The organism is Halocatena marina (assembly GCF_023276375.1).
GTDB classification, from domain to species: Archaea; Halobacteriota; Halobacteria; order Halobacteriales; family Haloarculaceae; genus Halocatena; species Halocatena marina.
In genome coordinates this window covers 2040711-2053676 of record NZ_JALLPK010000001.1, presented here as the reverse complement: position 1 = coordinate 2053676, position 12966 = coordinate 2040711, and the positions used below count along the sequence as shown (strand labels likewise).

Sequence of the window (12966 nt, the reverse complement as noted above, 5' to 3'; positions counted from 1 at the left end):
CTGATTCCCCTGCCCTTCACCAAACAATGTGAGTTCACAGTCATTGTCACGGACACATTTGTACGCTTTGCTGGTTGTCCTTTCGAATTTCTCGACCGACTCGAATAGTTCATGCTCACTAATTATGTTTCAATCTCTTCGAGCGCATTCAAGACTCCATCTGCTCCTGGATTCACATCGATGGGTGCGACGTGATTCCACTGTATCATGCCCTCGGTATCGAGCACGAATAGGGCTCGCTCGGATGTTCCGTCTTCTGGACGGTAGACGCCGTAGGATCGTGCTACCTCGCCTTTGGGTTCGAAATCAGCCAACAAGGGGAATTGAAGCGTGTGATCGTCAGCGAATGCAGTATGACACCAAACACTGTCTACCGAAATCCCAAAGAGCTGTGCATCGTATCGCTGGAACTCTGGAAGAAGTTCGTTGTACAGTGCCATTTGGCTTCCACACACTGGGCTCCAATCTGCGGGATAAAACGCGAGAATCACGGGTTGACCGCGATAATCGCTCAACGAGACCGTCTGATTCGGGCTCGAATACAGCGTGAATCCTGGTGCGGACGCTCCAACCGCACGGGCGTTCTCTGGATGCTGAGTGCCTTCACAGTCAGCCTTAGCCGGACCACAGATGGTGAAATTCCGTTGATATGGATCTGCGTGCATAGTGTGTGATCTTCCAGAGGATGTACGACATTACTGTGTATATCAATTATTGTGAAATAGCTACCGTTGCTGTTTTGAAATTCGAAAGGCAGTAATTAGTCAGTGGTGTCGTTCGTTCGTTCGTCGATGTCGCTGTCGCGTTCCTCGGTGGTTGTAGTCCCGGTCAGGGAGGCTGGCGTTGATGAGGCTGTCGTAGATCTCCGCCGCCGTTTCGATTTGTATAGCTCCGACAGACGGGTTCCAAAGAGCCACTCGCCCCACGATAGTTCGAGTCGGCGACGATTTCGTTCAGGGAACCGCCGGTTTTCGGTCATACTGAAGTTGACAAGCCCGACGAATACGACACCTCCGACGGTATTGCCGATAACGACTGGGACGAAGAATCCGAACAATGCTGTCAGCAAGCTCGCTTCGCCGGCGAATACGAGAAAGAGAACTTCACAGGCACCGACAACACAATGGAAGAGATCCGCAGCAGGGATTGTGAACATGATTATATAGACGACAAGGAACCGGGTGAGGGTATCCCGTGCTGCGTGGCCCAGCCACACCATCGTTGCGACGAGCCCGCCGGCGAACACACCCTTATAGAATAGCCCCATCCACGAGACGCTCAGCGCGTGTTCGCCGAACTGGCTGGCCGCTTCGACAGCAGCTGGATCGAGGGTGCTTGTCGTCGCAAGGAGATACGCTACGATTCCCGCACCGATAACGTTCGCAGCGAGAACGATCGTCCAGAGGCGGAGTAGCTGTGGAATGCTCGCAAGCCGCGTCAAAACGAGCGTTACGGGAGTGAGAGTATTTTCGGTAAACAGTTGATAGCTCCCGAGAACGATAATAATGAATCCGATCGGGTAGAGCAGATTTCCAGTCACCGTTGCATCCGCTGGATTGACCGAGGTCAGGGCCGAGCGTGCGAGGAACGTGGCCCCGACACTGAGGCCAGCAGCGAGTCCACTGAAAAACAGCAATCGCGTACTTCGTTCGACCTCTTCGTCTGCGGTTGCTGTTACCCGTTGGAAGATCTCGTCTGCGGAAAACATATCCCGGACGGCTTCTCCAGCGGCTGGCGCGCCTCGACGAGAACGATCGATGGTTTCCCGAAGTTCTTGATTTTCCTGTTGGGTCGAGCGCTGGATGTCGACGAGATTCCCCGCATCAGCGAGTGCAGCGAGTAGGGGCTCGAATTCAAGCGGACCGTCGTAGCGCTCTCCGTTGATATAGAACGTCGGTGAACCATTTACGCCGCTGTGAATACCGCTCAGGAAGTCGTCTCTGACACGTTGTGTGTGCGTTCCAGCATCAAGTTCGTCCACGAACCGATCAGTATCTAAATCGAGTTCCGAAGCATAGCGAATGAGGTCCGATCGACGGAGCGCGTTTTGATTCTGATAGAGAAGGTCATGCATCTCCCAGAACTTGCCTTGTGCGCTCGCAGCCTCGGCCGCTTCCGCTGCCTGCTGAGCGTACGGATGTTGCTGTGTAAGAGGGAAATTCCGGAATACGTACCGGAGTCGGTTACCAAGCCGATTCTGAATACGACGTACAATGGGATAGATATCACCACAGTACGGACATTCATAATCACTGTACTGGACGAGTGTTACTGGTGCGTCATCTGATCCACGAATATGGTCGCGGTCACTGACTGAGCGCGTAAGCGTGGCGGTCTCGGTCTGACTCATGTAATCGATTCACCTCATCGCCGGTAACGGCGAGACAGTTCGGAACGACGCAAACACAAAGGAAACAGTACTAGGGGGAATTCAGCTCCCGAATCTAGCGTCTCCTTCGTTTTGCAGTACGCCCTTCGAGAGTGGGATAGTGAAGACAATTCCTCGTGACTTTATTCGCAAAGTAGCCGAATAACTCTGTCGACAGCAATCTACTTATGATAGACAATAAATTAAGGATGTCTCTACAGTATACTTTGCGTTTGAATAGATTGGGGTCAAACGGAGTTCGTGAGTCCACCATCCACACGGATATTCTGACCTGTAATGTAGCTCGCTGTAGGGGAGAGGAGATACGCGACGGCATCAGCAATTTCCGTCGTCTTTGCTGGTCGGTTCATCGGAATTTTCTGTTTCGTCTCGTCGTCTACATCGTAGCTATCGACAAACCCTGGCAGCACAGCATTCATTCGGATTCCGTCTGCAGCGTAGTGGTCAGCGAACAGCTTCGTAAAACTCCCGAGACCAGCGCGGAGGACCGATGAAACTGGGAAATCCATGCTCGGCTCGTACGCTGAGAATGTGGAAATATTCACGATAGAGCCGTGGCCTTGCTCTTGCATAATTGGGGTAACCATCCGTGCGGTGCGGACTGCGTTCAGCAAGACGAGATCCAGCCCTTCGTGCCACTCTTCATCGGAAATTTCGAGAAGGTCACCAGTAGCTGGATGTCCCGTGTTGTTCACCAGTGCGTCGATGCGCCCATACCGTTCGTACGCAGCTTCGATTAGTGCCGTCAGATCGTCGGTGTCTGTCACAGATCCCTCGAATCCAACCCCACCGAGATCGTCTGCAACATCGACTGCGGTCCCCGACTTCGATAATAAGACAGGAATGTAGCCCGCTGCTGCCAGTCGTTGAGCACATGCTTTACCGATGCCACGTCCTGCTGCAGTTACCACAGCAACTTTTTCCGAGTCCATATTCGGGAAACGACAGCTGACCGAATAAATCGTTGGAGTCACAACACACGCTGAGCAAAGAATGCTGCTCGCTATCGCACCATCCAATGAATGTGTTTGTCTTCGAGAAATTTCACCGTGTAGATGGACCTCAGTATCCTACGGCCACGGTTCGCGGACGAAAATTGGATTCGTGAGCGCAATCACCTTAATGAAAACACTGACTATGGTTTATAGATGAACCTATGTCGGTATCGATAGACATTGAGCCACGATCGTCGGTGTTGAGAAAGGCGTCTACAGCGAACGTTGGTAGGAGGCTATCGATTCATCATCCGGCGTTGTTCTAAGAAGCTGGCAACAGTACCAGCATGGAGTGCCCCCACGAGCGCGCTGCCTATCGGTCCGAACAGCGGCACGCTCGCAAGCAGATGATTCGCTCCACCGATGAGGAGAACAAGGTAGAACAGCGACCAACCGTTACCCCGAGTACGTTCCCAGCTCTGTCGAAATGCGCTGCTACCAAAATCAGCAATCAGGAGACCTGGGACGGCAAACAGACGCACCGCGAGGAAGAAGACGACGACAACCAGTGGAATTGCGACGACAATCGTAACATTCTCGAACTGGAACTGTCCGATGATACCCTCTAAGAAGAAGACGGCCACCGCATACTGGAGCGTAGCTGACGCTGTGAGGGGAACATCGAGTAGCCGTGCGAGTGCGTACGCTCCGGCACCGACTACGACGGCAAGTCCAAGCAGATCTATCCCGACCGACCACACGAGCCACGGGAGTTTCAGCTCTATGAGCGAAGATAGGGGGACAGTCGTTTGCGAAAGAACAGTGATCACGACATCGAACGAGACGACAAAGCGGCCGTCCTGTATGCCAACGAATCCGGTCGTCGGAACGGGATCGTGTAATCGTAACCAATCGACACCGGCAACGACTACCCCTGCGGCGAGCATGGCGAACACAACGGATGGATTTGTTCGGAGACGACGAACGGCCTCGGATACGAGGATGAATGCCGAACGTGGAGTTGGTTCTGGACGACCGTTGATTTGGTCGCTGGGACGTTCCTCGCTCATGCTTCTTCGAGCGCGTAGAGATGGTCAGAACCGAGCGTGTACAGGGTTCCGTCAGCGAGTGCCGCTGGCGAGCCCGGACCCGCACGATCGGATGGCACAAACTGCCACAGGACAGATCCGTCTCTAGTATCGATAGCCGTGAGTCCCTCATCTTCTACAGGTATGTAGATAACGCCATCGGCGATTGCTGGGGGAGCAAACTGCGGGGTCGATTCTATCGAGACGTCGCTGCGCCACCGCTCGGTTCCGTCCACAGTATCGATCGCAACGAGGGGACTTCGTCTGTTTCCATTGAATCCAGCGTACGCGACGCCGTCTGCGACAGCGATGGGACCCCCATCGCGCGAAAGATCCGCTGGGTTGTATCGCCAAACGGTCGTCCCCTCATAGTCAAGGCCGATTAGTCTGCTGTCCATGTCTGCTATCAGGAGGGTGGGAGCAGCAGTGACAGAGAGCGCTCCGTGCGAAGGCGTCGCCGAAAACGTCTGTTTGCCTGTCTCAATATCGTATCCAAATACTCCCTTGCTGTAATCTGTGACATAAACCGTCCCGTTTCGTACCGCGGGTCGACGCCCATCACCCTCCCTCTGCCATCGGACACGGCCGCTGCTCGCATCGATCGCATGAAGGGTGTCGTTGCTGATGACGAACACAATCCCGTTGGACGCAACAGGGATTGACACCGATGGTTGTCCACCGAACAACAACGAATGTTCTTTCTCGTCTCCAACTGACCACCGAGTTCTTCCAACGGGCACGCCGGCGAGTGCTTGATCACCGTGGGCGTGTAGTCCCTCCGCCCCACGTGGGGTCGAAAATGCAAGTGTCGGTGATCGGTACGCCCGGGATCGCGCGATCGTCGGTGGACTATTGTAATTACGATCTGTCCGAAACACCGTCTCTCCACTCGCAGTGTCGGCGCAGATGAGCTGTTGACCGGCCCCATAGACGAGTCCATCCGCAACGATGGGTGTTGGCTTATATCCAGCTCCAAGACTTGTCTCAATCCGTTGCTTCCACCGGACACTGACAGCATGCTTTGGACCGCTAGCGTTGGGAGCGTAACCGGTGCCGGCGGGATCGTGTCGTTCCATCGGCCAATCACTCGATTGACGTTGCCTCTCCGATTCTGAGCGTCGGTCAGAAAGCAACGTTCCGATGGGGAGTAAGCCAGCGGCGGCTCCTGTGGATGTAAGAACACGCCGCCGAGATATGTCGGGGACCATATGGAACGATTTTCATTTGGATGTAAGTATTTGTTGGTGCTATTGTCAGGCCGATCGAATAGAGGTTGAAGAGAACGATGGGTCGTCGTGTGAATCAAATATTAAATTATTGAAGGCTGGTACGAGAATAATGATTTATTTTCTCTCTGTAATTAGAACGGTCGACTCGACAGTTGGTGTATCCACACCCACATGATCTGGAGCGGAACGATCAACAGCGGGGTGAAGTAGGCCAGTGTGAGGCTCACAGAACTGACAGCGATAGATAGAAGAAATACTACTGGAGCGATAAGTCCACGAAGAGTGATGAGTTTAGCTATTCGGTTGTGCATCTCTTCGGTTATGAGATCTTGAGTGGCGGCATACCACCAGACGGAAGTCATGAGAAGACCGACAATTGTCAAATTGAGCGCATAGAGTGCCCACGTGAGCCGCGTTCCGTACGTTCCTAACAGCTCTGTCGGGAACGGAAGGAAAGATACGGAGAGCAAGAATAGCAGATTCAAATAGAGTCGGACTCGGTCGTGTTTGACGATGTGTTGAAAGAGAGTGTGGTGTACAACCCAATACAATTCGACGACGACAAAACTGAGTATATAATTAAAAAACAACACGTACAGTCCGGAAAGCCACGCAGGCAGTTCGGTAGTCGCTTGACTTGACGGGATATTTGGAACTTCAAACTGAAGAATGACAAGTGTGAGAACAATGGCGAACAGACCATCACTCAAGGCAGTAATACGACTCACATCTTCACCCTGCTCTGTTTTCAAACGATCCATCGTATGCCCTCATACGAACCGAGAAAATAACGCGTACTTCGTCATTGAGAGCTTTTCATCAGTTTCACACTCACACCGATTGTCCGATCGTAATATGTGCAAGACAAAACTCCTCAGTCGGTTCGTCGTCGTTCGATCATCCTTGTTCGAATGTCTACCAGAGTACGGATGTCACACTTCGATACGTGGCATACAATACGTTCCAATTAATAAATACTAGAAAGAAATATATTGTTCGATATCCTATACGGTCGGTGGATGTTGATTTGGAGCCGAGAGATCAATGCCGATGAAATCGATGCGTGGATCATAGCACTCCGTTCCGAGGGTGATTGGGGTATTGAACTGGAGGCCGTCGCTCGAACGACGCTGTTAGCAATGGCGGCCAGTGACAATACCTACACAGGAAAGGATCTGTATCGGGTGTTTCACTCTCCGATGCAACGACAGCAGTTCGTGGCGGCTGAAAAGGACGAGATGACCGTGAGCGGACGCTCTGTGAACGAACTGGCGACGGTCGATGAAACGACGTACTCGATGCTTGCAAGTCGAACACTTTCGTGTCACAGATCGTGAGGTTCCAGGCGACGAAGGATGATGTCCCGTTACGATTATCCGTCGTCGTTCCTACTGCTATTGCTTATTTTCGTCGTCGATACAGAGCGTAGATTCGATGTAGCTATCGAGTTCTGATCGAACGGAACGAGTGACTCCTACGTTAGACGTTGAGCGATTGATTCGAACGCCGTCAATAATCGTTCGGATGAACGGAGCAACGCGCTCTGGGTCAACATCCCGGAAATCACCGTCCGCGATACCAACCTCGATAACGTGGGAGAGATGATTTTCGATGAATCGATCGTGTTGCGTGAAGTACTCTCGGTATCGGTCGTCGTGTGCGGCTTGTGCGCGGAGTTCGACCATCGCCGCTTCGAATTCACGTTTTTCTTCTGTTCTCTCACAAGCAAATACTTTATCGAAAATCACATTGAGATGGGTTTTGGCATCTTCTTCGATTGTCTCTGGGACAGATGTTTCCAGCTCTTCGAGCATAAAATCGAGAAAATCGAACAAGAGTTCGTCTTTGCCGTCGTAGTGGTGATACAGCAACGACTTACTCTTCTCGAATTGATCACCGATTCGCTGAATCGTGAGATCGGCGTACCCGTGCTCACACAACGCGTGATAGGTCGCGTTCATGATCTCCTCTCGTGTGCCCTCTGGACTGTCGAGGAACGAGCGTTCATCAGCCATTAGTGAATGAATATTTAATTGTTCTTGAAAAGGATTCGGATGTAGCGGGGCTCTCTGAGTTGATCCGCTAAACTAACCTATCCCCTTTGTCGGACACTACTCCGATCCCAAAAATGCCTTCGGGAGCCCATTTCGCACGTCATGAATCGAGGCGACTGGTTTCGCGCTCAATACGATGGGCTACTTCGGGACTCAGCTGACTTCCGCCAACGGGCCGAAGTCATCAACAGGCATAACAGAGTAATCGATGTTGAGCGTGTCCTTCGTTGCCCGTATCTTTCCAACGAACGCAGAGATCGAATCGAGGGAGCCTTCGAGGACGAATAGCTCCATGCAGTAGTGATTTCCAACGTGGCTATGGAAGTTTGATGCGACAATCCCTTCGTGCTCGTGACGGAGTCGCATCATCTTTTCTTCGACGTTGGTCGTCTCGTAGTTGAACATGACCGTAACGATTCCCATCAGTTCTCGGTCTTCGAGCTTTTTGTCCTGAAACTCGCCGAGAAGATTACGACTCGCTTCACGGATAACTTCACTTCGACCAGTGTATCCGTGCTCTTCTGAGAATTGGTCCAATCTCTCAAGGAGACTATCTGGCATCGAAACACTCACGACAGTCATATATTAACTTGGGTGCGTTAAACTATTAGGCTTTGGCATTTCTATTTCATCCGACAGGATGGCATAACTACTCTGAGTAGCTGTCTCACGGGGCTACTGTAAATATCACCCAAATCTGTGTAAGTAATGCTGCACTCTCGTTGGTCTCCATTCGAAGACAAATTTTGCTTGATGGTCTAACAACGCGATCGTTCGCACCCACTTCGAGAATCGATATGTATGAATAGTACTGGCCATGATGTATTGGGAAGTCCATAGTTCTGAAGAACGGCCGATACAATATTGGATTTGTACAGAAATAAATACACTTATTGAGTCAAGAGAAACTCGTACGTTGTCCATCAAATATAACAGTTCTACTTCTCTACAGTCGTATGTATCGATTTCGATAACCGCTATTACTGGAGGTTTGGTGATATCGAATGCCCGCTTTGTGCTACATCTTGATCGATATCACTGTCTCGATCGAATGTCCTGATAGTACAATAAATTAAATTTTCAATCGATAATCAAACAATGATAGCCAAAATTCATATCGTTCTTCATTATGTTGAAAACCGTAATCGTTGGTGATGAGTCAGTGAGCCGTGGGCTTGTTTCTGATTCTGGCCAACAATTCCATGAATTAATAACAACTACTATGTATTACTTCCAGTACGAATATTGATGAATGTTGGTCAGTGAATTGATATCAGAACCGTCTGCTTCATTTTGGATTGTTGTCTATATGTAATCACGCCTCTATAAGCTGTAGCGTAGACATTTGCTAGAATATTCGACAATCAAAGATCAGATGCTTTATCGTCCCACCGATATGTCGGTTCGTCATTATTCACACCGGTTTCTGACTGAATATGACAGCTGTTATAGACAGACCAGCAGGACCGATAACGTCGATATATGACTCGTTACTGGACGAGCTCACGCTGGAGATACGCAGCGATCTCGTCGACGCCATCGTAGGTACGATCGATAATTGCCTCCATATTGAGAAAGCCGTGGATCATTGATTCGTAGTTGGTGTGTTCGACGCTGACCCCGTGCTCGCGGAGACGGTCGGCATACGCGGTACCCTCATCTCGGAGTGGATCGAAGCCGCACGTCAAGACGAACGCTGGCGGAAGCTCTGAGAGACTGCGAGCTTGAAGGGGGAATGCGAGCGGGTTGTGTGCGTCGAGTGTATCCTCGATGTACTGTTTCATAAACCAGATGAGGTCTTCGGCAGTGAGGAAATATCCTGATGCATTCTCAGCGCGTGATGTCATCGGTTCGAGATACGCGGTTGCTGGATAGAGGAGTAACTGCCGGTCGATATTGGGCATTCCACGTTCGCGGGCCAGTAGTGAGACGGTTGCCGCGAGGTTCCCGCCTGCGCTGTCGCCTGCGACCGCCACCCGATCGCTGCCCGAGAATCGATCAGCGTTGCGCGAGAGCCACAGTGTCGCGTCGTAACAGTCCATAAGCGCTGCTGGCCACGGATGTTCTGGTGCGAGTCGGTAGCCGACTGAAACAACGAGACAGCCTGCACGCTTTGCCAGAAGTCGACAGAGGTTGTCGTGCGTATCGATGCTTCCAAGCACAAACCCCCCTCCGTGGAAAAAGGCCACCGTCGGAAATGGTCCCTCACCCTCAGGGACATACGCCCGTGCTGGTACCTCTCTGTTTTCGATATCGATTGTGAAGTCTGAAACTTCACCCACTGAGACAGGATCCTCACCAGCAAGACCAACCATCGTTTCGAGCTGCTGACGAGATTCTGAAATACTATCACCCGATAACGAAATGTCGTAGTCATTCAAGAGTTCGAGCAGTACCTCCGCCTGCGGATCGAGTGTTTTCCTCATGAGGACTCACCGTCTACGAGAATGCTGGTCACATCGGTTTTCACACACTGTTGATCGGAACCGTCTTTTGTTGCCGGCTTATGTTCCATATGCAACACAACCGTTTCTGATCTCATGAAGTCGCTTCCTCGTATACACGGGTGCATAAGTAGAATCCGCTCGTACGGTCGTCTTCTGCGGATTGTAGTTTTCCGCTTCATTCGAGTGATTGCTCGTCGAGTCAGGATGACTACTATTGCTCTTTCAGGCGGGTTGGTATCGCATGTCGGTGATCTGTATCGAAGATCAGCTCAGGATTCGTCTCGAACAGAGACGGTCTCTGTCAGCTCAATCTCTCGTGAGGCGTGCCGATAGCGCTGATAGAGTTCCATCGCCCAGTCGAGAAACTCGGGATTCGTGCATTTAATCGACGCTCGTAGCTGGCCATGGCTATCGTATGCTCCCATGAATCCACGACGATCTGTGAGCGTGAGTCCGAAATCGATGTTTTCGTCGTGTTCGTACAGCGTGAGTGTATCGAGAGAGAGCATATTCTCTAAACTTTCCGGATTCTCGTTTCGGTACACGTCGGTTATCCCCTGATCAAGAAGAATCTCGGTATCGACGCCACGTTCTGAGAGTTCCCTGTGAAGATCGGTGTAGAACCGGCTCAGGACAGGAAGTGTGCTGCGCACGGTTTCGATCGAACCTGTGTGTGTGTGAAGACAGTTTACGTACTCATTAAGCGGTGCATACGGATGATCAGCAGTTGCTGTGACAATCTCTGCGTCGTGAAGCCATTGAGGGCTGGGAATGTGCGCGTAATCCGGAAGATGCGTGAAAAAGGGCTCGTATTCGTCGATAATATCGAGCGTCGTAAGAAAATCGCTGTACTGCCTTGTGATGAACGTTCCTCTCGTCGTGAGGTGATATTCGCCTTCTGTCTTCTTAGCCCATCCTCGTTCGACCAACTCCGAGAGATTGCGCTGAATTCCACGCCGAGACAAGGAGAGCACACTCGTGAGGTCACACGGACACCGTGGGGCCTCATCGAGACAGCTGAGAAGACGGATTCGGGCTGGAGAGACAGAAAGAAATCGAATGTGGTCGTGTGAGATCTCTGTGTTATCGAACATTATCGTGTTTCTCTTCTTTGGGTTCTTGACTGCTCTGTGAGGAGGACGTTACTGAAAGCGGCGGGGGTTCGCCGGTGAGACGCGTCAAATCGTGATTTCAGCGCGTGAGTGGAGCATGATCTACGATTCCGCACCGGTCGTGTTGTCGCTGCTCGTTCAGTCGTTGTTCACCGGTTGTTGGTTCACCGCCCGTTCGTCAGTGCAGCGCCGAGGTTGGGTGCTGATTGTGGTGTCGTTCGGAAATGCTCGATGTGAGCATGCCTCCATCACGGCACTCATCGGATCATGTCGAATCTGACCTACAGCACGCACCCGCGCTGGTGGGAGTACGGTGAGATGTCTGCCGAAGATTGGATTCGACGTTGATCTCGCAATTGGCGTCGTGTCGCAACTGGTCAATTCGCAACCACACTATGTATATTCAACACCATTGTATATAATATTATTTAATAATGGTTGAGATGTTATTGGTGCCGATTGTCGAGTAGTGTTACATTCACATATCCTCGATCTCTTACTTCCTAAAGAACAGGTCGATCGATACTGAGTTTTTTGTACAGGGGTAGTGATTGGTGACCATGCTGATCAGGAACGTAGAAGCCATCCCGGTAGAGATGGATGTCCTGCCCCTCGAATCAGAATCGGAGTTCGGTCTCGCACCGTACGTGAGCAACCATGCCAGCGTTGAGTCGATCACTCGAATGCTCATCAGAGTAGAGACCGACGAGAAACAAGTGGGATGGGGCGAGATGCTCGTAGCGATGAAGTCCGCTGCGGTGACCCGCGCTGTTATCGAGGATGTTATCGCTCCAAAACTCATCGGCCGCGAACTCGATTCGATCAGGGGATTCATCGAGGAGTTCTACTTCCCATACGTCAAAGTTCGTCCGTTTCTCGGTGCTGTCGAAACTGCCCTCTGGGATGCACTGGGCAACAACCTCGGTGTTCCCGTCCATCAGCTACTCGGTGGCGCGGTCAGAGAGCGTGTTCCGGTAGCGTTCTGTCTCGGTATCCTTCCGGTCGAAGAAGCACGTGAGCACGCGAGACGAGCCATGGGGTCTGGTTTCTCGACGTTGAAAACCAAGGCCGGTCCCGACTGGCGAGCAGACACAGAGCGCCTGAGAGCGATGCACGATGCCGTCAATGGCGAGATGGAGTTCCGCCTCGATCCAAACCAAGGCTGGACAGCAGAGGATACGGTCCGGGCTGCAGCCCAACTCGAAGACAAAGGTGTCCTCCTCCAGTATCTCGAACAGCCAGTACGGATCGACGCGTACGGCACATACGCGAAGCTTCGTGAGCGACTCCGAACGCCCATCGCGGTCAATGAGGACACGTACTTCCCCCGCAATCTGCGGTATCTGCTCCAAGCGGACGCGATTGATGTCGCCGTGGTTGATCTCGTTCCCGCCGGTGGTATCATCGCTGTTCAAGAGCAGGCCGCGCTCGCTGCCAAGGCTGGCGTATCGGTCTCTCATCACTGCGGCTTCGATCTTGGTATCAAGACAGCGGCAATGCTCCACGTCGTCGGAAGCACCCCCGGTATCAACCTCCCGCCGGACAGCGTCTACTACGCGTGGGCAGACCACATCATCAAGGAACCGTTCGAGATCGATGATGGATCATACCCGGTTCCAGACGGTCCGGGACTCGGAATCACAGTCGACGAAACGAAGGTTGAACAGTACCGTATCGACTGACTGACCGACATCTACTCGAAATTCAATCGC

13 protein-coding genes are annotated in these 12966 nt (G+C 51.8%); 3 read left to right on the top strand and 10 right to left on the bottom strand.

From position 1 onward, the window contains the following. Positions 1 to 122: 122 nt before the first annotated feature. The 6 genes from MW898_RS09175 to MW898_RS09150 form a co-directional block, all read right to left on the bottom strand. Positions 123 to 665 carry a redoxin domain-containing protein gene (locus tag MW898_RS09175; RefSeq protein ID WP_248906495.1) on the bottom strand — a complete coding sequence of 181 codons (543 nt, stop codon included), beginning with the start codon at positions 663 to 665 and terminating at the stop codon, positions 123 to 125. 95 nt (positions 666 to 760) lie between these two features. Beyond that, positions 761 to 2350 carry a formate/nitrite transporter family protein gene (locus MW898_RS09170; RefSeq protein WP_248906493.1) on the bottom strand — a complete coding sequence of 530 codons (1590 nt, stop codon included), beginning with the start codon at positions 2348 to 2350 and terminating at the stop codon, positions 761 to 763. A gap of 266 nt (positions 2351 to 2616) precedes the next feature. Beyond that, entirely contained in the window at positions 2617 to 3321 is a 705-nt protein-coding gene (locus MW898_RS09165) for an SDR family oxidoreductase (RefSeq protein ID WP_248906491.1), read from the bottom strand. Positions 3322 to 3620: 299 nt separating this feature from the next. Further along, positions 3621 to 4394, bottom strand: coding sequence for a hypothetical protein (locus tag MW898_RS09160; RefSeq protein WP_248906490.1), 774 nt, complete (start codon positions 4392 to 4394; stop codon positions 3621 to 3623). Continuing rightward, positions 4391 to 5620: a PQQ-binding-like beta-propeller repeat protein gene (locus MW898_RS09155; RefSeq protein ID WP_248906488.1), complete on the bottom strand. Its 1230-nt coding sequence runs from the start codon at positions 5618 to 5620 to the stop codon at positions 4391 to 4393. The genes MW898_RS09160 and MW898_RS09155 overlap by 4 nt, the downstream gene beginning before the upstream one ends. Positions 5621 to 5772: 152 nt before the next feature. Beyond that, positions 5773 to 6402, bottom strand: a complete 630-nt coding sequence (locus MW898_RS09150; RefSeq protein ID WP_248906485.1) for a TMEM175 family protein — start codon at positions 6400 to 6402, stop codon at positions 5773 to 5775. Between the two features lie 258 nt (positions 6403 to 6660). Here MW898_RS09150 and MW898_RS09145 point away from each other — a divergent pair, with 258 nt between their 5' ends. After that, positions 6661 to 6978 carry a hypothetical protein gene (locus MW898_RS09145; RefSeq protein WP_248906483.1) on the top strand — a complete coding sequence of 106 codons (318 nt, stop codon included), beginning with the start codon at positions 6661 to 6663 and terminating at the stop codon, positions 6976 to 6978. 57 nt (positions 6979 to 7035) lie between these two features. On the opposite strand, the gene MW898_RS09140 is transcribed toward MW898_RS09145, so the two are convergent. The 4 genes from MW898_RS09140 to MW898_RS09125 form a co-directional block, all read right to left on the bottom strand. Beyond that, entirely contained in the window at positions 7036 to 7656 is a 621-nt protein-coding gene (locus tag MW898_RS09140; RefSeq protein WP_248906482.1) for a TetR/AcrR family transcriptional regulator, read from the bottom strand. 192 nt (positions 7657 to 7848) lie between these two features. Beyond that, positions 7849 to 8277: a CopG family ribbon-helix-helix protein gene (locus MW898_RS09135; RefSeq protein ID WP_248906480.1), complete on the bottom strand. Its 429-nt coding sequence runs from the start codon at positions 8275 to 8277 to the stop codon at positions 7849 to 7851. Positions 8278 to 9185: 908 nt separating this feature from the next. Then, entirely contained in the window at positions 9186 to 10121 is a 936-nt protein-coding gene (gene lipP1 / locus MW898_RS09130; protein ID WP_248906478.1) for a LipP1 family hormone-sensitive lipase, read from the bottom strand. Positions 10122 to 10411: 290 nt separating this feature from the next. Then, positions 10412 to 11236: a helix-turn-helix transcriptional regulator gene (locus tag MW898_RS09125; RefSeq protein WP_248906476.1), complete on the bottom strand. Its 825-nt coding sequence runs from the start codon at positions 11234 to 11236 to the stop codon at positions 10412 to 10414. A gap of 115 nt (positions 11237 to 11351) precedes the next feature. Here MW898_RS09125 and MW898_RS09120 point away from each other — a divergent pair, with 115 nt between their 5' ends. Both MW898_RS09120 and MW898_RS09115 read left to right on the top strand, forming a co-directional pair. Beyond that, the gene (locus MW898_RS09120; protein ID WP_248906474.1) at positions 11352 to 11534 is read left to right on the top strand and encodes a hypothetical protein; all 183 of its coding nucleotides are present in this window, start codon (positions 11352 to 11354) and stop codon (positions 11532 to 11534) included. 280 nt (positions 11535 to 11814) lie between these two features. Continuing rightward, positions 11815 to 12936 (top strand): mandelate racemase/muconate lactonizing enzyme family protein, encoded by a 1122-nt coding sequence (locus MW898_RS09115; RefSeq protein ID WP_248906472.1) that lies wholly within the window; start codon positions 11815 to 11817, stop codon positions 12934 to 12936. The last annotated feature ends 30 nt before the right edge of the window (positions 12937 to 12966 follow it).